The 21,555-nt window shown below is 68.3% G+C and carries 14 protein-coding genes, 2 tRNA genes and 1 pseudogene; 7 read left to right on the top strand and 10 right to left on the bottom strand.

Translation table 11 applies throughout. The features are described from left to right. The first annotated feature begins 180 nt into the window (after positions 1-180). Complete coding sequence (locus DAT37_RS07655) at positions 181-672, top strand: phosphotransferase (protein WP_332873271.1); 492 nt, start codon at positions 181-183, stop codon at positions 670-672. A gap of 552 nt (positions 673-1,224) precedes the next feature. Here DAT37_RS07655 and DAT37_RS07650 read toward each other — a convergent pair. Beyond that, positions 1,225-1,306: transfer RNA gene (locus tag DAT37_RS07650), tRNA-Leu, on the bottom strand. A 387-nt stretch (positions 1,307-1,693) separates the two neighbouring features. Here DAT37_RS07650 and DAT37_RS07645 point away from each other — a divergent pair. Both DAT37_RS07645 and acpS read left to right on the top strand, forming a co-directional pair. Continuing rightward, positions 1,694-11,053, top strand: a complete 9,360-nt coding sequence (locus DAT37_RS07645; protein ID WP_109523944.1) for a type I polyketide synthase — start codon at positions 1,694-1,696, stop codon at positions 11,051-11,053. 11 nt (positions 11,054-11,064) lie between these two features. Continuing rightward, positions 11,065-11,502, top strand: a complete 438-nt coding sequence (gene acpS, locus DAT37_RS07640) for a holo-ACP synthase AcpS (RefSeq protein WP_109523943.1) — start codon at positions 11,065-11,067, stop codon at positions 11,500-11,502. Between the two features lie 75 nt (positions 11,503-11,577). On the opposite strand, the gene DAT37_RS07635 is transcribed toward acpS, so the two are convergent. After that, positions 11,578-12,198 (bottom strand): TetR/AcrR family transcriptional regulator, encoded by a 621-nt coding sequence (locus DAT37_RS07635; RefSeq protein ID WP_232839577.1) that lies wholly within the window; start codon positions 12,196-12,198, stop codon positions 11,578-11,580. 328 nt (positions 12,199-12,526) lie between these two features. On the opposite strand from DAT37_RS07635, the gene DAT37_RS07630 reads away from it, so the two are divergent. Continuing rightward, positions 12,527-13,801 (top strand): hypothetical protein, encoded by a 1,275-nt coding sequence (locus tag DAT37_RS07630; RefSeq protein ID WP_109523942.1) that lies wholly within the window; start codon positions 12,527-12,529, stop codon positions 13,799-13,801. 58 nt (positions 13,802-13,859) lie between these two features. Here DAT37_RS07630 and DAT37_RS07625 read toward each other — a convergent pair whose 3' ends face one another. Next, entirely contained in the window at positions 13,860-14,648 is a 789-nt protein-coding gene (locus tag DAT37_RS07625; RefSeq protein ID WP_109523941.1) for an ABC transporter permease, read from the bottom strand. Between the two features lie 26 nt (positions 14,649-14,674). Further along, entirely contained in the window at positions 14,675-15,634 is a 960-nt protein-coding gene (locus DAT37_RS07620) for an ATP-binding cassette domain-containing protein (protein ID WP_109523940.1), read from the bottom strand. A gap of 173 nt (positions 15,635-15,807) precedes the next feature. On the opposite strand from DAT37_RS07620, the gene DAT37_RS07615 reads away from it, so the two are divergent. Then, positions 15,808-16,530, top strand: a complete 723-nt coding sequence (locus tag DAT37_RS07615; RefSeq protein ID WP_109523939.1) for a TetR/AcrR family transcriptional regulator — start codon at positions 15,808-15,810, stop codon at positions 16,528-16,530. A 7-nt stretch (positions 16,531-16,537) separates the two neighbouring features. On the opposite strand, the gene bcp is transcribed toward DAT37_RS07615, so the two are convergent. Continuing rightward, positions 16,538-17,011: a thioredoxin-dependent thiol peroxidase gene (gene bcp, locus DAT37_RS07610; protein ID WP_109523938.1), complete on the bottom strand. Its 474-nt coding sequence runs from the start codon at positions 17,009-17,011 to the stop codon at positions 16,538-16,540. A 137-nt stretch (positions 17,012-17,148) separates the two neighbouring features. Here bcp and DAT37_RS07605 point away from each other — a divergent pair, with 137 nt between their 5' ends. Next, the gene (locus DAT37_RS07605) at positions 17,149-17,370 is read left to right on the top strand and encodes a DUF3618 domain-containing protein (protein ID WP_109523937.1); all 222 of its coding nucleotides are present in this window, start codon (positions 17,149-17,151) and stop codon (positions 17,368-17,370) included. 97 nt (positions 17,371-17,467) lie between these two features. Here DAT37_RS07605 and DAT37_RS07600 read toward each other — a convergent pair whose 3' ends face one another. Together DAT37_RS07600 and DAT37_RS07595 are read right to left on the bottom strand one after the other, a co-directional pair. Next, positions 17,468-17,761, bottom strand: coding sequence for an excalibur calcium-binding domain-containing protein (locus DAT37_RS07600; RefSeq protein ID WP_109523936.1), 294 nt, complete (start codon positions 17,759-17,761; stop codon positions 17,468-17,470). Between the two features lie 133 nt (positions 17,762-17,894). Then, a complete protein-coding gene (locus DAT37_RS07595; RefSeq protein WP_109523935.1) occupies positions 17,895-18,872 on the bottom strand; it encodes a pirin family protein in 978 nt (325 codons plus the stop codon). Positions 18,873-19,027: 155 nt separating this feature from the next. Between DAT37_RS07595 and DAT37_RS07590 the strand changes: the two are divergent. Then, positions 19,028-19,429: pseudogene (locus tag DAT37_RS07590) on the top strand (MarR family winged helix-turn-helix transcriptional regulator); the annotation flags it as partial. Here DAT37_RS07590 and DAT37_RS07585 read toward each other — a convergent pair. The 3 genes from DAT37_RS07585 to DAT37_RS07575 form a co-directional block, all read right to left on the bottom strand. Further along, positions 19,430-19,759 carry a hypothetical protein gene (locus tag DAT37_RS07585; protein ID WP_109523933.1) on the bottom strand — a complete coding sequence of 110 codons (330 nt, stop codon included), beginning with the start codon at positions 19,757-19,759 and terminating at the stop codon, positions 19,430-19,432. It lies immediately after the preceding pseudogene. 71 nt (positions 19,760-19,830) lie between these two features. Next, positions 19,831-20,466 carry a transglycosylase SLT domain-containing protein gene (locus DAT37_RS07580; protein WP_109524018.1) on the bottom strand — a complete coding sequence of 212 codons (636 nt, stop codon included), beginning with the start codon at positions 20,464-20,466 and terminating at the stop codon, positions 19,831-19,833. Between the two features lie 855 nt (positions 20,467-21,321). Continuing rightward, positions 21,322-21,394: transfer RNA gene (locus DAT37_RS07575), tRNA-Lys, on the bottom strand. Positions 21,395-21,555 lie beyond the last annotated feature (161 nt).

Below are 21,555 nucleotides of genomic sequence, written 5' to 3'. Positions count from 1 at the left end.
TGCCTGGCGTTGTTGACCGTGGAGACGGCCAATATGGGGATGGTGGCCTACGAGATGAACCAGACCGTGCAACGCGTCGGCGCACACCTCTCGGTGGACGCGCGCCCGACCCTGGACGAGGCCGGCGCGCGACAGCCGTGAGCGCGCAGGGTCAGTGCGCGATACCGCCGGCTCGAACAGATCGTCGGCTACGTCGAGTCCGCGTTGGACTGGGCCTCGGACACCCCGCCGCCCACCCTGCGCCGCGCGGCGCGCCGGTTACGCGCCAACCTCTACGAACCCGAACACGTCACGCTCTGCTGGGGCGACGCTCGCATGTCGAATATCCTCTACGACAACGAATTCCGGGTCAACGGTGTCCTCGACTGGGAGATCGCCCACATCGGTGACCACGAGGCCGACCTCGCCTGGATGCTGTTCCTGGACCGGGCGTGTTCGGAACATCAGGTCGTCGAACGACTCGCTGGCACGCCGACGAGGGCGGATACCATCGCCCGCTACGAGGAACGCGCCGGGATGAAGGTCCGCAATCTGCGCTACAACGAGATCCTCGCGGCCGTCCTGCCCGGCATTCCGCTGCTGCGCATGGCTCATCGGCTGCGACTTGCGGCGGAGATCGATGTGACCGCTTTCTGCGCCGCGCGGATCGAGGAACTGCTGCTCGACGCCTAGAACTCGGCGACTCGTTTCGGACCGCGCCCCGCCGCCGGGTGGCCCGGTGGGCAGCCCGGCGGTCGGTGCGCGATGAGCGGGTCCGGTCGTCGGCGTGCGGTCCGCTCGACGCCGAAATCGATAGGGAGCGCGGAAATGGGCGCTGGAGGCGGTGCGGATGTCCTGGTCCGCCGTGGCCGGGTCGGCGGGTTCGCGCGCGGGGTTCTGGACAAAAGTCCAGTGCAGTCGGGGTGTGCTCGCCGCCGGCGCAGCCTCCGTCGCCGAAGAAGTGTGGATTTCCCTGGGGGAGAGGCCTTCGCGGCTACGGACCGAGCGGTTCGTGACCTGCGGTCGGTGAACAGGTTCCTGCAACAGCGGCCGCAGCGGGATGACCGGCGCGATCGCCGCCGATCGCACCCGCCAGCAAATTCCTCGCAGGCGATCGATGGGTCCGCGTCCGTCGGACATATCAAGTATCGGCGCAGGTCCGAGCGTGTTTTGGGGGACGGCCCCCGCGGGTGCGAACGCACTCCGGCGCGGGGCGGAAAAGGTGTCACGGATGACGTGAAACTGTGCGCGAGAGGGGACTTGAACCCCTACGTCCGTGGACACCAGAACCTAAATCTGGCGCGTCTGCCAATTTCGCCACTCGCGCTTGATGGTACGACCGTCCAAACTCTACCGGCCTTGACCGCGATCGCGAAGCTCATGTGGCGAGTGTCGTACTCGCCGGTAACCCGACCTGGGATTATAACGGTTTCGCAACGGTCAACATGAGGAGCGCTCATGTTTCGTACGCGTTGGTAACTGAAACGACCTGCGGGTTCAAATATGAGGAGGGGTCATGTTTCTAATAATTCTGGCACTTTTGTACCTGAATACCGAGGGGTACGGGTGGGGGCCGGCGAGAAACGTGAGGATTTCCTCATGATTCTGTGGAATCCTCGCCCATAACAGGCCTAGAGGTTGCGGAGTAGTGCGAACCGGAGGGAGCGACGCACCGGACAGGGGTGTGTTGCCAGGAGAAGGAAGTCGAAGCGTCTTGACGATCAACGAGAGCACCGAGACCGGGACCGGACCGAGCGCGAAGGCGACCCCCCAGCGGGATGGGGTGCGGGCGCCGCTGTTGGATCGTCTGCTGGACGGAGCGCCCTACGCGCTCGCGTTCGGAGGACAGGGCGCCCAATGGCTCGGCGAATTGGAAGAGATCGGGCGTGACAGCGCGCTGGAGCCGGAGCTGACCGACCTGGTCAACGAGGCCGCCGCGATGCTGGAGCCCGTCGCGCGACAACTGCTGGTCGTGCGCCCCGTCGGGTTCGACCCGATCGCGTGGATGCTCGAGGAAGAGCTCGTCGACGCCGATCAGGGTGAGACCTCGGGCGCGCCGTCGGAGGCCGTGCTGCGCAGTGCCGCGGTCTCGATGCCCGGTGTGCTGCTGGCGCAGCTCGCCGCGCTGCGCGCGCTGCGATTGCAGGGACTCGATCCGACCGAACACGCCCCGGTGGCCGTCGTCGGTCATTCCCAGGGACGGCTGGCCGCGGCGGCGGTGGAAACCGGCGGCGCTCGCGACGCGGAACTGCTCGCCATCGCGCAGTTGGTCGGCGCGGCGGGCAGCCTGGTCGCGCGGCGGCGCGGACTGATGCCGGTGGGCGAACGCTCCTCGATGGTCGCGGTGTCCAATGTCGACCCCGAACGGCTGCGCGAGGTGCTCGCCGAGGTATCGGCCGGTGTCGATCCGAACGCCGCGGCGGTGATCTCGATCCGCAACGGACGCAGGCGCGTCGTGCTGTCGGGCACCCCGGCCCAGCTGGACCGGGTTCGTCAGCGCTGCACCGAGATCCACGACGAACAGACCAAGGCGCGTGAGGCCAAGCAGTTCGGCGGCGCGGTGTTCGCCCCCGTCTTCGAGGACCTGCTGGTCGACGTCGCCTTCCACCACCCGGCACTGGCCGAGACGGTGGACGTGGTGACCGGCTGGGCCGGACAGTGCGGGATCGACCAGGAGCTGGCCGCGAGGCTGGCCGGGGAAATCCTCGTCGATCCGGTCGACTGGGTCGGCACCGTGGACGAGGTCGTCGCCGCGGGCGCGGAATGGATCCTGGATCTCGGCCCGGGTGATCTGCTGAGCCGGGTCACCGGCAGTTCGCTGAAGGGGACCGGTGTCGGCATCGTCGCCGCGGCCACCCGCGCGGGCCAGCGCAGCCTGCTGACCCCGGGCGCCGCTCCCGAGGTCGCCCCCGCCTGGTCGACGTACGCGCCGCGCCCGGTGCGCCTGCCGAACGGCCGGATCGTCGTCGAGACCTCCTTCACCAAGCTCACGGGTCGTTCGCCGATCCTGCTCGCGGGCATGACCCCGACCACCGTCGACGCGAAGATCGTCGCTGCCGCGGCGAACGCCGGGCACTGGGCGGAACTCGCGGGTGGCGGCCAGGTGACCGAGCAGATCTTCGCCGACCGCGTGGCCGAACTGAAGACGCTGCTGCATCCCGGACGCGCGGTGCAGTTCAACTCGCTGTTCCTCGATCCCTACCTGTGGAAGCTCCAGCTCGGCGGTAAGCGCCTGGTGCAGAAGGCGCGCAGTGCGGGCGCGCCGTTCGACGGCGTCATCGTCACCGCGGGTATCCCGGAACTGGAAGAGGCCGTCGCGCTGATCCAGGAACTCACCGAGGTCGGCATCTCGCACGTCGCGTTCAAGCCGGGCACGGTCGCGCAGATCCGCGCGGTGCTCCGCATCGCGGACGAGGTCCCCGACTACCCGGTGATCATGCATATCGAGGGCGGTAAGGCCGGCGGTCACCATTCCTGGGAAGACCTCGACGACCTGCTGCTCGAGACCTACGCCGAACTGCGCAAACGCGCCAACGTGGTCATCTGTGTCGGTGGCGGCATCGGCACGCCGGAACGCGCGACCGAATACCTGACCGGCGCCTGGTCGGCCACCCACGGCTACCCGGCGATGCCGCTGGACGGCGTGCTGGTCGGCACCGCGGCCATGGCGACCCTCGAAGCCACGACGGCCCCCGAGGTCAAGCAACTGCTCGTCGACACCCCCGGCACGCCGGATTGGGTCGGCGCGGGCACCGCGAACGGCGGAATGGCCTCGGGCCGTAGCCAATTGGGTGCCGACATCCACGAGATCGACAACGCCGCCTCGCGCACCGGCCGCCTGCTCGACGAGGTCGCCGGCGATGCCGACGCGGTCGCCGAACGCCGCGAGGAGATCATCGCGGCGCTCGACGCCACCGCCAAGCCGTATTTCGGCGACGTGGCGACCATGACCTACCTGGAATGGCTCGAGCGCTACGTCGAACTGGCCGTCGGCCTGGACCGCCGCAAGGATTTCGACTGCGGCAGCGATATCGGCGACGCCATCATCGACGCCACCCGCTCGGTGTGGCTCGACATCACCTGGCGCGACCGGTTCGCGGAGATGATCCGGCGCACCGAATCCCGGCTCAACCCGGCCGATCGCGGTGAGATCCCCACGCTGTTCGCCGCCGACGACGCCTTCGAGCGTCCGGTCGACGCGATCTGCGCGCTGAGGGAGCGGTACCCGTCGGCCGAGCGGACCCTGCTGCATCCGGCGGACGTGCCGTTCTTCGTCACCCTGTGCAAGATCCCGGGCAAGCCGGTCAACTTCGTGCCCGTCGTCGACGGCGACGTGCGTCGCTGGTGGCGTTCGGATTCGCTGTGGCAGGCCCACGACCCGCGCTACTCGGCCGATCAGGTGTGCGTCATCCCCGGCACCGTCGCGGTCGCGGGCATCACCCGCGTCGACGAGCCGGTCGGCGAACTGCTCGACCGCTTCGAACAGGACACCGCGTACTCGCTGGTGCGTTCCGGTGTGGTCCCCGGCCAGGTCGACGCGCGTCGCGCCGCCGGGGTGACCAGCGGCCCGGTCGACGTGGTGCTGGCCGCACCCGATGTCGAATGGTCGGGACGCACCACCATCAACCCGGTCCACCGCCTCGGCGCTCCGGCCGAGTGGACCGTCGACAGCAACGGCGCGGTGCACCCGCGCACCGGTGCGACGCTGGTGGAGACCACCGGTGCGGACGCCGAGAACTCCTACGTCGAATTGAGTGTTCCGCTGCTCGGCCGCGATGCCGTGCGGATCAGGATCACCGTCCCCGCCTCGCTCTACAACGGCGGCGCGCCCGTCATCACCGAGGCCGACGCCGAAACCGCCATGTCCGCGCTGCTCGCCGTCGCGGCGGGGCAGGCGCTGCCCGAGGTCAAGAGCGGCGTCGCCCACCTCAATGTCGCCTGGACCCCGGATCTGATCGCCGACCACGCCGGTGTCACCGGTTCGGGTCTGCCGTCCTCGCTGAGCACGCTCGGCCGGACCGTGCCCGATGTGCTGGTCGGCGCGTGCTGGCCCGCCGTCTTCGCGGTGCTCGGCGCCACCCGCACCGCCGACGGCGCGAGTGTCATCGAGGGCATGCTCGACCTGGTCCACCTCGATCACCAGATCGAACTCGACGGCGAACTGCCCTCCGAGACCAGCGTTCTCGTGGTGCGCGCGACGGCGGGCGAGACCGTCGACACCGATATGGGTCGTGTCGTCGAGGTGACGGTGAAGATCACCGGCATGCTGGACAAGCCCGAGACCGGGCTCTCCATGCCGACCGTCGCCACGCTGACCGAACGTTTCGCCATTCGCGGCCGCAACGGCGCGGGTGAGCTCTCCGATCCGCCGCGCGCGGCGGGCACCGTCTCCGACTCCGCGACCGACACCCCGCGTCGCAGGCGTCGTGACGTCACCATGGTCGCCCCGCGCGCCATGCACGCCTTCGCCGCGGTCTCGGGTGACCACAACCCGATCCACACCAGTGATTCCGCCGCCAAGCTGGCCGGACTCGGCAGCCCGATCGTGCACGGCATGTGGCTCTCGGCCGCCGCCCAGCACGCGGTGTCGGCGGTCGATCCGGAGAGCTCGATTCCCGCGCGCACCGTCACGGCCTGGACCACCCGGTTCCTCGGCATGGTCCGCCCGGGCGCGCAGATCGACGTGCGCGTCGAACGCGTCGCGGTGGACGCGGGCAGCGAGATCGTCGAGGTCTCCTGCCGCACCGGCGGCGACCTGGTGATGACCGCGACCGGTCGCACCGCCGCCCCGAAGACCGTCTACGCCTTCCCGGGCCAGGGCATCCAGCGCAAGGGAATGGGTCTGGACGCCCGCACCCGGTCGAAGGCCGCCAAGGAGGTCTGGGAGCGCGCCGACAAGCACACCCGCGAGGCGCTCGGCTTCTCGATCCTCGCCGTGGTCCGCGACAACCCGACCTACCTCAAGGCGCGCGGCGTCGAACACCGTCATCCCGACGGCGTGCTGCACCTGACCCAGTTCACCCAGGTCGCGATGGCGACCCTCGGTGTCGCCCAGGTCGCCGAACTGCGTGAGGCCGGAGCCTTCGTCGAAGGCGCCATGCTGGCCGGACATTCGGTCGGCGAGTACAACGCCCTCGCGGCGGTGGCGGGCGTGCTGCCGCTCGAAGCCGTCCTCGAGGTGGTCTTCCAGCGTGGTTCGGCCATGCACGAGCTGGTGCCGCGCGACTCCAAGGGCCGCAGCGACTACCGGATGGCCGCTATCCGGCCGTCGCAGATCGGACTGCCCGACGACGAGGTCATCGACTTCATCACCGGTGTCGGCGCGCGGGTCGGCGAATTCCTCGAGGTCGTGAACCTCAACCTGCGCGGTTCGCAGTACGCGATCGCGGGCACGGTCGCCGGTCTCGAGGCTCTCGAGACCGAGATCGACCGTCGCCGTGCCGAATTCGGTGGCAAGCGGGCCTTCATCCTGGTGCCCGGCATCGACGTGCCGTTCCACTCGACCGTGCTGCGCAAGGGCGTTCCGGAGTTCCGGCACAAGCTCGAGCAGCTGCTTCCGGCGGATCTGCACCCGGAGGTCCTGCTCGGCCGCTACATCCCGAACCTGGTGCCGAGGCCGTTCTCGCTGGAGCGCGCCTTCGTCCAGGAGATCGCGGATCTGGTGCCGTCGGAACCGCTGGCCGCCGTGCTCGCCGACTTCGACAGCTGGGCGCAGCGCCCGACCGAACTGTGCCGCGTGGTGCTGATCGAACTGCTCGCGTGGCAGTTCGCCAGCCCGGTGCGCTGGATCGAGACCCAGGACCTGCTGTTCACCGATACCGCGCACGGCGGACTCGGGGTCGAGCGGTTCGTCGAGATCGGTCTCGGCGCGACGCCGACCGTGGCGAACCTCGCGAGCCAGACCCTGAAGCTCCCGAGCTTCGGCACCGCCACCGTCGAGGTGCTCAACATCGAGCGCGAGGCGGGCATCGTCTACTCGACCGATACCGATCCGGCCCCGGCCGACGAGCCGGAGGAGGCCGCTGAGACGGTCGCCGCCGCGGCTCCCGCCGCCGCCCCGGTCGCCGCCGCACCCGCGGCTCCGGTCGCGAGTTCCGGCGGACCCCGCCCGGACGACATCGCCTTCACCGCCGCCGACGCCACCCGCGTGCTCATCGCGCTGTGGACCAAGCTGCGGATGGACCAGATCGGTCCGGTGGACACCATCGAGGGGCTGTGCGACGGCGTCTCCTCCCGGCGTAACCAGCTGCTCGTCGACCTCGGCGCGGAGCTGTCGCTCGGTGCCATCGACGGTGCCGCCGACGCCGACATGGGCGCGCTCTCGGCCACCGTGGAACGGCTGGCACGTACCTACAAGCCCTTCGGCTCGGTGCTCTCCGATTCGATCGGCGACCACCTGCGCAAGGTGTTCGGCCCGTCCGGGCGCAGGCCCGCGGCCATCGCCGAACGCGTGAAGAAGGTCTGGGAACTCGGCGACGGCTGGGCCAACCACGTCACCGCCGAGGTCTCCCTCGGCACCCGCGAAGGCGCCAGCGTGCGCGGCGGTGATCTCGGCGGACTCGTCGGCGGCGCGCTGGGTGACGGCGCTTCGGTCGACGCGGCCATCGACGCCGCGGTGCAGTCGGTCGCCGCCAGGCGCGGTGTGGCGGTCTCGCTGCCCGCGACCGGTGGCGGCGGTGGCGGCACCGTCGACGCGGCGGCGCTGGGTGAGTTCACCGAGCAGATCACCGGACGCGACGGCGTGCTCGCCAAGGCGGCCAGGGTGATCCTGAGCGAACTCGGCCTGAACGAACAGCTCTCGGCGGTCGAGGCGGCCGACGAATCGCTGGTCGATCTGGTCTCGGCCGAATTGGGTTCGGACTGGCCGCGACTGGTCGCGCCCGCGTTCGACGCCCGCAAGGCCGTTCTCATCGACGATCGCTGGGCCACCGCCCGCGAGGATCTGGCCAGGCTGTGGCTGGCCACCGATACCGACGACGTGGCGATCGACGGTTTCGTCGGCGCGGGCGAAGCGGTTGCCGCGCAGGCGGGTTGGTGGCGCGAGCGGGCCAAGCACGAGGCCCGTTCCGTGCTGGCGGGCGTCTACGGACGCATCGCGGAGGCGGCCGCGCAGACCGACGAGCCCGGCGTGTGGTCCTCCGATATCGCGGTGATCACCGGCGCGAGCAAGGGTTCCATCGCGGCGGCGGCCACCGGCCGTCTGCTCGGCGGCGGCGCGACCGTGATCGTCACGACCTCGAGCCTGAACGACGAACGTCTCGCCTTCTACCGCACGCTCTACCGCGAGAACGCCCGCCAGGGTGCCGCGCTGTGGGTAGTGCCCGCGAATATGGCCTCCTACCAGGACATCGACGCGTTGATCGACTGGGTCGGCAACGAGCAGGTCGACAACGCGGGCGGCGCGAAGGTCAAGATCAAGGACGCGATGACGCCGTCCCTGCTGCTGCCGTTCGCGGCCCCGCGGGTCGCCGGTGATCTGTCCGACGCGGGCCCCCGCGCCGAAATCGAGATGAAGGTGCTGCTCTGGTCGGTCGAGCGGCTGATCGGCGGACTGTCCGCGATCGGCGCCGACCACGATGTCGACGCGAAACTGCACGTGGTGCTGCCCGGTTCGCCGAACCGCGGCATGTTCGGCGGTGACGGCGCGTACGGCGAGTCCAAGGCCGCGCTGGACGCCCTCGTCGCCCGCTCGCGGGTCGAGAAGTCGTGGTCCTCGCGGGTGACCCTGGTGCACGCGCTGATCGGCTGGGTGCGCGGCACCGGGCTGATGGGCCACAACGATCCCGTGGTCTCGGTGGTGGAGAAGGCCGGTGTGCACACCTGGTCCACCCTCGAGATGGCCGACGAACTGCTCAAGTGGTGCACCTCGCGTGCCCGCCAGGTGACCACCACCGGCCCACAGCAGATCGACCTGACCGGCGGCCTCGCCCGGGTCAAGCTCAACCTTCCCGAACTGGCCAAGCAGGCAGCGGAGGATGCCGCCGCCGAGGCGGAGACGGACGAGACGGGTGCCGTGACCATCGCCGCGCTGCCCGCGCCCCCGACTCTGAGTTCGGCGCTTCCCGTTCCCGAATGGGGCGAGGTGACCGCCGATCTCGCCGATATGGTCGTCATCGTCGGCGCGGGCGAACTCGGCCCGTACGGGTCCTCGCGCACCCGCTTCGAGGTCGAGGTCTCCGACGAGCTGTCCGCCGCGGGCGTGCTGGAGCTGGCCTGGACCACCGGCCTCGTCACCTGGGAGCAGGATCCCAAGCCGGGATGGTACGACGCCGAATCCGGTGATCTCGTGCCGGAATCGGAACTGGCCGAGCGCTATCACGACACCGTGGTCGCCCGCTGCGGCGTGCGCCGCTACGGCGACGACGGCGCCATGGTCGACAACGCCGCGCCGCTGATGACCTCGGTCTTCCTGGATCAGGATCTCTCCTTCACGGTGGGTGGCGAGGCCGAGGCCCGCGCCTTCCACGCCGCCGATCCCGAACACACCGTCATCACCCCGGTCGCCGACTCCGGCGACTGGACCGTGACGCGCAAGGCGGGCACCGAGATCCGGGTGCCGCGCAAGGCGAAGCTCTCGCGCACCGTCGGCGGGCAGATCCCCACCGGCTGGGATCCGACCATCTGGGGAATCTCCGCCGATATGGCGTCCTCGGTGGACCGGGTCGCGCTGTGGAACATCGCCTGCACGGTGGACGCGTTCGTCAGCTCCGGGTTCAGCCCGGCCGAACTGATGAGCTGGGTGCATCCGAGCCTGGTCGCCAACACCCAGGGCACCGGCATGGGCGGCATGTCCTCGATGCGCTCGCTCTACGTCGACAACCTGCTCGGCGAGCCGCGCCCGAACGACATCCTGCAGGAGGCGCTGCCGAACGTGGCGCTCGCGCACGTGGTGCAGTCCTACGTCGGCAGCTACGGCGCGATGGTGCATCCGGTCGCGGCCTGCGCCACGGCGGCGGTATCGGTCGAGGAAGGCGTCGACAAGATCCGGCTCGGCAAGGCCGAGGTCGTGGTCGCGGGCGGTTTCGACGATCTCGGTATCGAGGGCATCGTCGGCTTCGGCGATATGTCGGCCACCGCGGATTCGGCGGCCATGAGCGCCAAGGGCATCAGCGACCGGTACTTCTCCCGCGCCAACGACCGTCGTCGCGGCGGGTTCGTGGAATCGCAGGGTGGCGGCACGGTTCTGCTCGCCCGCGGTGACGTCGCGCTCGAACTCGGCCTGCCGGTGCTCGGTGTGGTGGCCTACGCGCAGTCCTTCGCCGACGGCGTGCACACCTCCATCCCGGCGCCCGGACTCGGCGCGCTCGGTGCGGGCCGTGGCGGACGGGAATCCCGCTTCGCCGCCGACCTGCGCAAACTCGGTGTCGGCGCGGACGATATCGCGGTGATCTCCAAGCACGACACCTCCACCGCGGCCAACGATCCCAACGAGTCCGAACTGCACGAGCGGCTCGCGGCGGCCATCGGACGCACCGAAGGCGCTCCGCTGTTCGTCGTCTCGCAGAAGAGCCTGACCGGACACGCCAAGGGCGGCGCGGCCGCGTTCCAGCTCATCGGCCTGTGCCAGGTGCTGGAACAGGGTGTGGTGCCGCCGAACCGGAGTCTGGACTGCGTGGACGAGAAGATGCGGGAATACCCGCATCTGGTGTGGGCGCGCGAACCGCTGCGCTTCGGCGACAAGTTCGGGCTGAAGGCGGGTCTGGTGACCTCGCTCGGCTTCGGGCATGTCTCCGGACTGCTCGCGGTGGTACATCCGCAGGCGTTCGTCGCGGCGATCGAGCCGGGACGGCGCGAGGAGTACCAGCGCAGGGCCGAACAGCGTCAGCTCGCCGGACGGCAGCGTTTCGCCGAGGCCATGTGCGGCGGCACACCGCTGTACGAGCGTCCCGGGGATCGCCGCCTCGGCGGTGAGGGCACGCCCGCGGCCAAGGTTCGTCAGCTCGAAGCGGATATGTTGCTCTCGGCCGAGGCCCGCCTCGCCGCGGACGGCACGTACCGGGCGAACGGCTTCGGTTGCAACACAGGTCAACCCGCTGTCGACGGTTCGGCCCCCGTCGGGCCCGCCGCGTCGTAGGCTGCGCGTTCGTGACGATCCTCGGTATCGGTTTGGACTTGGTGACTATCTCCGAGTTCTCCGAACAGCTCGAACGTGCCGGAACCACCATGCTCCGGGAGAGTTTCACCGCCGGTGAACGGCGGTACTGCCAGAGCAAGGGCACCGACCCGGCGCGCAGTTACGCCGCGCGCTGGGCGGCCAAGGAGGCGGTGATCAAGGCGTGGGCGTCGTCTCGCTTCGCCCGCAGCCCGCAGATCGGGGACAACCCGTATCCGCTGATCGAAGTGGTCAACGACGCGTGGGGCAGGCCGAGCATCAAGCTGCACGGCCTTGCCGCCGAATTCCTGCCCCGGGTCAGGGTTCATCTGTCGCTGACCCATGACGGCGATACGGCCGCGGCCATGGTGGTGCTGGAGGATCCGGGCGAGTTGGCCGATCTGATCGAAGGGCGTGCGGGGCTCACCTAGCACCCGTGGTGGACAAGACTCAGGGCGGACCGGATCATCCGGTCCGCCCTTTCGTCGTCGTAGGCGTGCGGTGTGTCAGCGTTCGCTGGCGCTGCGGGATTCCTTCTCGGCCACCAGCAGGTACGCCACCATCAGTCGTTTGAGCTCGGAGACGGCTTCGGCATTGCTCTGCTCGTCCTGGACGGAGAAATTCAGCATCGAGTAGACGACGTGCACGAGCACTTCGGCCATCATGGTGCGGCGCGGGCGCGGGGTTCGCGGGGTCAGCGGTCGCAGCATCTGCGAGACGACCTCGGCGAACTCCTTCTCGTGGATCGCGCCGGTGGCCCGGGTGGACGGAGTCGACTGCATCGCCAGCCAGACCTCGCGCCGGGACGGATCCGTCAGCCACAGATTGGCGAGGTGGTCCACGAACTGGTTCATGTGCCGCAGCCAGTCCAACGAGGGGACCTCGCCGTGGAAATCGGCCAGTTCCTGGGAAACCGCCACCAGGTCTTGGCGATTGAGCTCGCAGACGATGACGTATTTGTTCGCGAAGAACTGGTACAGGGTGCCGATCGGGACCTCGGCGCGCGCCGCCACCTCTTCACAGGTGAACGATTCGAATCCGACCTCTACCAGCAATTCTCTGGATGACTGCAGCAAGGCGTCGAACTTGCGTTTGCTTCGTTCCTGCGTCGGGCGGCGCCGCGGCATGAGCTCCTGCGGGTCGTCCTGCAGCTCCAACGCGGGGTCCAGGTGCCGCTTTGCCCTGGCCTCCGTGTGTACATCCACCTACTCAGGCTAGCGGTACCGACGGGTACGCGACACGCGCAGTGGATTCGCGTGTTCGGTTCTGTCACATTTCATGACCCATCCGGAACCGATGTGGTTCCGAACATATAACGAGCGTGCGTGGATTCGAACGCATCGAATGCTCGGGAGATGGCAGAAGACGACAGCGAGAACGAAGACGACAGCCAGAAGAAGCGGACGGCGGGTCCGTGAGTCGCACCGGGAAGGCATATCTGTGGTAGCTCGATCTGTGGTTACACTCGGCGTCTCCACCGAACGCGGCGCCGTGCACGCGGTAGCGCTCGCCGATTCCGACGACCGGCTGCCCGAGCGGGTGCTGGCGCACCGGGTGGAGCGGACATTCGGTGACACCAAGGCGGACGTGGCGGCCGCCGTCGAGGCCGCGATGGACGAGGTCGCCGCCGAGATCGGTCCGGATCAGGAGATCGGTGGCACCGCGGTGGTCTACCGCGATCCCGCCGAGCGCCGTGCCATCGTCACCAGGCTGGCGACCGGTCCCTGGCAGTCCACCTCGCTGGTGTCGACGAAATCGGCGCACCTGAGCGTCGCCGCGATGATGACGTGGCTCAAGGAATTCGATCACCTACTCATCTGCGAGGTGGTTCCGGGACATCAGTCGTTCACCCTGGTCGATCGGGCCCGCAGCCGGGTGCTCGCCGCGACCAGTCAGGCGGGCGGGGCCACCCGCGAATCCCTCGGCGCCGCGGTGACCGCCGCATGGGATCAATTGGAGGCGGCCGGTGTTCGCCCCGACGCGGTCGTGTTGATCGGCTCGGGTGCGGAGGTCGTTCCGGTGCGCGCCGCCCTGGAGCGGTTCGGAGCGCCGGTGCTGCCGTGTACCTTCGCCTCGTCCGCGCCCGCTGTGGGCGCCGCGCTGACCGTCATGGCCGCCGATACCGAAGGTGTCGCCGCGGCCGTGGAGCAGGGCCGCTACGGGCGCGGAACCGCCGCGCTGTTCGCGGCGGCCAGCGTGCTGGTCGGCGGGGTGACCGCCGGCGGGATCTACGCCGTCAACGCGCTGTCGGAGACGGCATCGCCGGTGGCCGCCGATATGAGTGCCGTCGTCGATTCGCACGGGCCGACCACCGGTTCGCTCAACGGCGAGGATTCTCCCGATGCACCGGTGTCGCCGGTGCATCCCGGATCCGACGCGGGCCGCACGCCCGCCGCGGGAACGGCATCGCGGGTGGGCGAACCCAGGGTGTACAACACCACCGACACCGGATCGTCGCGGTCGAAGGTGATGCCCGAATGGCCGGGGACGTACACGCTGCCACTGGATCCGGCGGAATCGGAGCACGAGCCGGACACCGCCGTCGCGCCCACGGCGCCCGGAAGCGGCGTGCCCGAGGCTTCGACCGAATTCGCGGCGCCCAACGATTTCATGCTCTTCCCGGGCGAAGCGCCGCCCCCGGCCGCGTTCACCGTGGAATCCCAGCAGTGGTGGGACAACCACTTCCGCCAGTTGATGACCTGGGCCACCCAGCAATTCACGGCTGCCTGAGCGCGAACGTTGAAAGGTCCGGCCCCCTCGGTGCCGGACCTTTCTCGTGCGCGTGGCGTCAGTCGGTGGTGCGTCGTGTGAACAGCGCTCCGGCGGCGAGGTAGCCCACCAACGCGATCCCCGCGCACCACGCGACCGCGAGCAGCGCGCTGTCACCGATCGGCGTGCCCATCAGCAGTCCGCGCACCGTTTCGATCACCGGTGTCACCGGCTGGTTCTCGGCGAACCGGTGCAGCCAGGTCGGCATGGATTCCGGTGGCACGAACGCGCTGCTCACGTAGGGAATGAAGGTGAACGCGAAGGAGAAGCCGTTGGCCGCCTCCGGATTCTTCGCCAGCAGACCGAGCGCGGCCGCGACCCAGGACAGCGCGAGCACGAACATCGCGATCACGCCGAGCGCGCCCGCCCAGCGCAGCGGATCGGAAGTCGGACGGAAGCCGAGCGCCACCGCGACCACCATCACCAGGCTGGTGGTGATCAGATTGCGGATAAGGCTTTCGGCGACGTGCCCGGTGAGTACCGCCGAACGCGCGATATCCATCGTTCGGAACCGGTCGATGATGCCGTCCTTCACATCGGTGGAAATACTCGCCGCGGTGGTACCCGCGCCGAACCCCGCGCACAGCAGGATGATTCCCGGCACCACGTAGTCGATGTACGGCCCGGGGCCGACATCCATCGCGCCGCCGAAGACGTAGACGAACATCAGCAGGATCAGGACCGGAAGCGCGATGGTCATGATCATGGTGTCGGGACTGCGCAGGGTGTGGCGCAGATTGCGGTCGAGCATGGTGCCCGAATCCTTGGCGGCCCGCAGGGTGCGCTGGGCGGGGGACAGTGTGGTCATAGTGTCGTCTCGTTCGGTGGGCGCGGTCAGGCGACCGGTGCGGGATGGGTGGGGTGACCGGTCAACGCGAAGAAGACATCGTCGAGGTCGGGAAGGTGGACGGTGAGCCGTTCGACGGTGATGTCGAGTTCCTCGAAACGGTCGAGAAGGCGTTTCACGTCGCCGGCGTTGCCGTCGGAGGGCACCTGCAGGGTGAGCTGATCGTGATCGGCGGCGCCCGCTCGCTCCCCGACGGCGCGGATACCGGCATCGAGTTGCCCCACATCGCCGAATCGCAGCTGGATATGCCCACCGGGGGCGCGCTGTTTGAGTTCCTCCGGTGTGCCTTCGGCGACGACCACGCCGTGGTCGAGCACCGCGACACGATCGGCCAGTTGATCTGCTTCCTCGAGGTATTGGGTGGTGAGGAACACGGTGACGCCGTCGGCGGTGAGACGTTGGATGACCTGCCACAGTTCGCGGCGGCTGCGCGGGTCGAGGCCGGTGGTCGGTTCGTCCAGGAAGATCAGGTCGGGTCCGCCCATCAGACTCATCGCCAGATCGAGGCGGCGGCGCATACCGCCGGAATAGGTTTCGGCGCGTCGGTCGGCGGCATCGGTGAGGTCGAATCTGGTCAGCAGTTCGGCGGTGCGTTCGGCGATCCGCGCGCGCTCCAGATGGAGCAGTCTGCCGGTGAGCCTGAGGTTCTCGGCGCCGGTCAGCACGTTGTCGACCGCCGAGTACTGCCCGGTGACGCCGATTCTGCGACGCACGGCGGCGGGTTCGTGGATCACGTCGTGGCCGAGGATGCGCACGTCACCGCTGTCGGGCTTGCTGAGTGTGGACAGGATGCGGATCAGCGTGGTCTTTCCCGCGCCGTTGGGGCCGAGTAGCGCGAACACGGTTCCCGCGGGGACGGAAAGGTCGATTCCCGCCAGCACCGTGTGCTCGCCGAAGGTCTTGGTGAGGGCCCGCGTGGTGAGCGCGGGCCGGGATCGGGATGTCATGAACTCTCCTCGATAACTGTTTATGTAATAAACTCTGTTTATAGAGTAAACAGTTAGAGGGTGCAAGTGGTGGACCGGAACGAGAAGGGTCGGCGGTACGGGCAAGAATGGGGATCGGCGCCGGACCCGTGCGGCGCCGAGAGCCCCGCACGGCGGAGAGGAGCTGGAAGTCGATGGCGACGTCCGAGGAAGCGGCGATCCCGAAAGCCATCGCGCTGTTGTGGGGGCTGGACGTGCCCGGCGGGCGCGGGCCCAAGCGCGGCCTGACCCTCGATCAGATCCTCGACGCGGCGATCGAGGTGGCCGACGCCGAGGGCTATCAGGCGCTGTCGATGAACCGGGTCGCCACGCAACTCGGCTTCACGGCGATGTCGCTGTACCGCTACGTGGACAGCAAGCAGACGCTGGTGGACCTGCTACTGGACCGGGTGGTCGGCACACCGCCGACGATCGCCTCCGACACGCCGTGGCGCGAGGCGCTGTGGCAATGGGCGATGGCGGAATACGCCGCGATCGAGCGGCATCCGTGGTGGCTCGACATCCCGCTCATCGGCCCGCCCATGGGACCGAACAACATGCAGTGGCTCGAGACCGGTCTGCGCGCGCTGGCGACCACCGAGATACCGGTCCCGGTCCGGATGCAGCTGGTGATGAATCTGTCGTTCTTCGTGATGGGCCGGATGCGCCTGGCACGCGGCCTGACGGTCGATACCGGCGGCGAGGACGACTACGCCGAGGTAATGCAGCGGCTGATCGATCCGCGGCGTTACCCCAACGTGGTCGCGGCACTGTCCTCGGACAGTCTCGACGACGACATCGACTGGAACAGAGCCGATTTCGAATTCGGTCTGGCCCGCCTGCTCGACGGGTACGAGAGTTTCGTCCGAGGGCTCTAGCGCGGGATCAGACCGACAGGTCGCGGCGCAGTTTGGCGACGTGGCCGGTGGCGCGCACGTTGTACTGGGCGACCTCGATCTTGCCCTGCTCGTCGACCAGGAAGGTGGACCGGATGACCCCGGTGACCTTCTTGCCGTACATGGTCTTCTCGCCGAACGCGCCCCACGCGGTGAGCACGCTCTTGTCCGGATCCGACAGCAACGGGAAGGTGAGCTGTTCGGCGTCGCGGAACTTGGCCAGTTTGGCGGGCTTGTCGGGGGAGATTCCGACGACGTCGATGCCCGCGCCGTCGAGGTCGGCGAGACTGTCGCGGAAATCGCAGGCCTGTTTGGTGCAGCCGGGCGTGCTCGCGGCGGGATAGAAGTACACGATCACCTTGCGGCCGCGGTAGTCGGCGAGCGAGACCTCTTTGCCGTCGGCGTCGGCCAGCGTGAACGCGGGGGCGGTATCGCCCGCGGAGAGTCGTTGGTTGTCGGTCACGCCCTGCACGGTAACCGAACATACCGACACCGGGCGTGCGGATACACTCGTCCGCGAGCCCTGGTGACTCGCGGACGGCCTGCACTTCGCGCCTGGTCCGCGCCCGGTGGCGCCGAATTCGACAGGAGGACATTGACGTGGCTAGGGATACCGACCGGATCGAGCGCGATATCGAGGAGGCCCGCACCCGGCTCGCGAGCACCCTCGACGAACTCGCGGTGCGCGCCGACCCGCAGCGGATCGCGGGCGACACCAAACACATGGTGCTGGCGAAGCTGAACGAGCCGAAGGTGAAGTACAGCCTGATCGGCGCGGGTGCCGTCGCCGTCGGCCTGGTGCTGCTCAAGATCTTCCGCTGACCCGAGACGGTCGATCGGGTCGGTCGACCCGAGGCATACGAAAAAACACCCGGTGTGGCCAGGAGGGCCACACCGGGTGTTGTGTCTTCTGCGGTGGTCAGACCGTCGGGCAGGCGAATCCGTCACCATCGGGATCCAGGTGCGGTCCGTAGCCCGGTTCCCCGCGGAACAGGGGGGCGCGACCGGCGGCCTTGGCGTCCTCGCAGTTGTTGAAGGCGCCTCCGGTGGAACCGGTCTGCGACAGACCGGCCGAACCGGTTGCGGCCGAGCCGGTATCGATGGCGGACGAACCCGTCCCTGCCGAACCGGTGGGTGCGGCGATGGCGGCCGGGGCCGCCAGGAGGGTCAGGCCCGCGGCGGCGGCGCTGACGGTGAGCCGGCGAACGTTCATGTATTCCTCAGTGTCTGGTGCGGTGGATGTTGCGCCGAGGGGGCGACGCCGCATCCACCTTCGTGACGCTCAGGTCAGTTGTCAACCGCGCGGGCTATGAATTAGGGCATTAGGGGATACCGCGAAACCCCCGCTATTCGCCGATCACGGTACCGCGAACATGCTCCGCTGGAATGTTGCCCATACGCCCCGCCTGGTAGTCCTCCATGGCCTGGATGATCTCGGCCTTGGTATTCATCACGAACGGCCCGTACTGGATGACCGGCTCGCGAATGGGTTGTCCGCCGAGCAGCAGGACTTCGAGATCGCCGGTCACATTGTGTTGCTCGAAATCAGCTGTGACGGTGATTCCGGACCCGGGCCCGAACACGGTGAGCTGGCCTTCGGTGACGGGATGGCGCTGTGAACCCACCGTTCCGCTACCGGATAAAACGTATGCCATTGCTGTAAAGTGTTGCGGCCATGGCATTTCCAGCTGTCCGCCGGGACTGATCGACGCGTGCGCGTAGGCGATGGGCGTGTAAGTCGAACCGGGGCCGCTGAATCCGCCGATCTCACCCGCGATGACGCGTACCAGCGCGCCCCCGTCGTGTGAACTGACCAGGGTCAGTTTCGAAGCGTCCAGATCCTGGTAGCGCGGCGGCGCCATCTTGAGCGCGCGGGGCAGATTCACCCAGAGCTGGATGCCGTGGAACCAGCCGCCGGTCGTGACCAGTTCCTCCGGCGGCACCTCGTCGTGCAGGATGCCCGACCCGGCGGTCATCCACTGGGTGTCACCCTCGCTGATGGTGCCGCCACCGCCGTGCGAGTCGTGGTGGACCATGGCGCCGTCGAGCATGTAGGTGACGGTCTCGAAGCCGCGATGCGGATGCCACGGCGCGCCCTTGGCCTGGTGCGGCTCGTAGGCCACCGGACCCATCTGATCGAGCAGGATGAACGGATCCGCCGAACGCAGATCCAGACTCGGGAACGGCCTGCGCACCTCGAATCCCGCACCCTCCAACTGCTTGTGCGCGGTGACGATCTTGTCGACCGGACGTTCCTGCGCGGTCCGGTCCGGCCTGGGCAGGCGGGGCAGGATCATGATGTCGTCGACGGTGATGGCGGGCATAACGCACCTCCGGAGATTGTCGAGGCGAGGCTCTTGCGGCTGTTGGTGTCCATGTCAACTATCGCAGGGCTAGGATAATTCCCGTGGTGCAGTGGTTGAGCGATGACGAGCAGCGGACCTGGCAGGCCTATGTGCGCCTGCGGCAGCGGATGGACGCGGCCATCGCGGCCGGCCTCGCGCGCGACGGACTGTCCGCCGCCGACTACGAATTGCTGGTCGCGCTCTCGGCCGCACCCGACGACAGCCTGCGTGCCAAGGAATTGGCCGCCGAGGTGTGCTGGGAGAAGAGCAGGTTGTCGAAACACCTGGCGCGCATGGCATCTCGCGGACTCGTCGACCGCACGCCTGCCGCCGACGATGCCAGGGGCATCCTGGTCCGGCTCACACCGCAGGGGCGCGCCGCCATCGAACAGGCGGCGCCGAATCATGTCGAACTGGTGCGGTCGCTGTTCATCGAACCGATGAGCGCCGACGAAGCCGCGGCGATCCGCTCGCTCGCCGACCGGGTGGTCCCGGTGGCCGAGCGATCGGCGCCGCTGGATGTGCCCTGCCCCTGACTAACCCGTCGACCAGGGCTTGACCGGCGGTTTCACCCACAGGATCTTCTCCTCGGCGTGTGCCCGGCCCCCGGCTGGGTGACCGGGGTTACGCACCGACCACGCCTGTTTCTCGTCCAGCAGTCGGGCGACGACCGTCCAGGTCTCGTCGGTACTCGGCGGATTGGTGTCGGCCGCCCGCGCCACTTTGCGCCGGACGGTCGCGGGCAGGTCGAGGAGTTCGGCGCCGCTGATGTCGCGGTCCCAGAGATAGGCGGCCAATCGGCGCGCCTTCTCGGCGCGGCGGCTGACCGACGCGTCGGTATGCGCGTAATCGGCCACGTCGAGCATCGTACGCCGGTAGCCCCCGGCCCTCGATCTCTCGATCGGAGGGCCGGGGGCTACCCGAGAACGCGTGTGACTCAGTACGCCGAGTCGACGTTGTCCATCGAGCCGTAGCGGTGCGCGGCGTAGTTGCAGGCGGCCACGATGTTGGAGACCGGGTTCCAGACGTCGAACGGGGTGCCCTCGACGTGGTAGGTGGCGAAGGTGGGGTCGATCACCTGGAGCAGGCCCTTGGACGGGATGCCCATGGCGGCGTTGGAATCCCACAGGTTGATCGCCTGGGGGTCGCCGGTGGACTCGCGCATGATGTTGCGGTGGATGCCCTCGTAGGTGCCGGGGATTCCGTTGGCGGCCATGATGTCGAGGGCCTGGCGGATCCAGCCGTCGAGATTGTTCTCGTAGACCGGCGGCGCGGGGGCGGGCATCGGCGCGGGCGCCGGTTCCGCGGCGGGGGCGGGAACGGGCATAGGGGCCGGGGCCACCGCGGCGGCGTCCTGGGCGATGACCTGTCCGGCCGGAGCGGGCGCGGCGGCGGCAGCGGCGGCGGGCTGCTCGTCCGCGACGATGGCAATGCGAGTGGCGACGTTGTCATCGGCCACCGAGACCGCAGACGAGGCCGCGACGGCCACGATGCCTGCCGCGGCGACGGCGAAGGTGAAGCCTTCGCGAAGCGTGGTGCGGCGGATGCGAGAGAAGCGTCTATCAACAGGCATTACGAGGTATTCCTTCTTCGGGGACAGGACCGATTCGGATGCCACGAGGCAGTGCGAATCCAGGGCGAGCGCCGTACCGATCGCTCACCGTTCGAGCTGGTGTGCTGTTATGGGATTTGGTTGTGGGGACGATCCGTCCCCGGGCTGGGCGCCGATCTCGTCTCGGCATCGGTGCGCTCTGCGCAGTCCCGGCCCGCGCTGATGCGCATGGCTTCACTCTGGAAGGTGAAGCGCGAGGCTGAAGTTCGTGAGCCGTGGATCGGACTCTGCGTTCGTTTCCGAATGCTGATAACGAAATCTCGGTCGAACCGAACTTCAGGTCGTTTGTGACCTGATTGCAGAATGGTCACGAGACATGAACGTAAGGTGAACGAAAAGTGAACCAGAGGTGCTGGCGATCTTGGAAAGCCCAGGTTGACGCCGAAACCATGCCTCTACGCTGGGGGTTTGCCCCTAAACATCATGTGCTGTAGGTCACAGAACTTTTTGTCGAGTAAGCCAGGAATTTGCCCGTTTCGAGCTCGCTCCGTGTCTCAATCGTGATCGGCGAGGTGTGAAGGTCACGGTGCGGTGACGTGAGAACCGGCCCTGGGTTTGCCGCCGAGCGGTCGGTGACGCCATCGTGATCCGCGCGATACTTTCGCTCGCGGGGATCCGGGGGAGTCGTGCCCTACGCGGGCGGAACGAACCCGGACGTGCCGGTCGGTTCGTGGGGGAGATCACAGATTCGGAACGCTGGCCGCGCTCGCGTGAGGGATCGGGGGGAGTCGCCGTAAGCTACAGATCCCGCTGTCGTTCGATCGCCCCGCGGTTCTCTTCATCAGCGAAATCGCTGGTAGAGGGAAGAATTAATTGTGCGCCATCAGGGACTCGAACCCCGAACCCGCTGATTAAGAGTCAGCTGCTCTGCCAATTGAGCTAATGGCGCCTGCCCCGTGTTCCGGTGCGGGACAAACATTAACAGGCGGAGGTGGCAGAAGTGAAATCGCCAGTTGAGCGGGGGGATGTCGTGTCGCCGGGCGGTGTTAACACCGAGGGCCCCGCGACATATCAATCCGGTGGACCCGGTCGCGGCGCGGCGATCTTCAC

This window comes from Nocardia aurea, assembly GCF_003123685.1.
In the GTDB taxonomy this organism is placed as follows: domain Bacteria; phylum Actinomycetota; class Actinomycetes; order Mycobacteriales; family Mycobacteriaceae; genus Nocardia; species Nocardia aurea.
The sequence above is the reverse complement of the archived record's forward strand: the minus strand, read 5'-3'. Positions and strand labels throughout refer to the sequence as shown.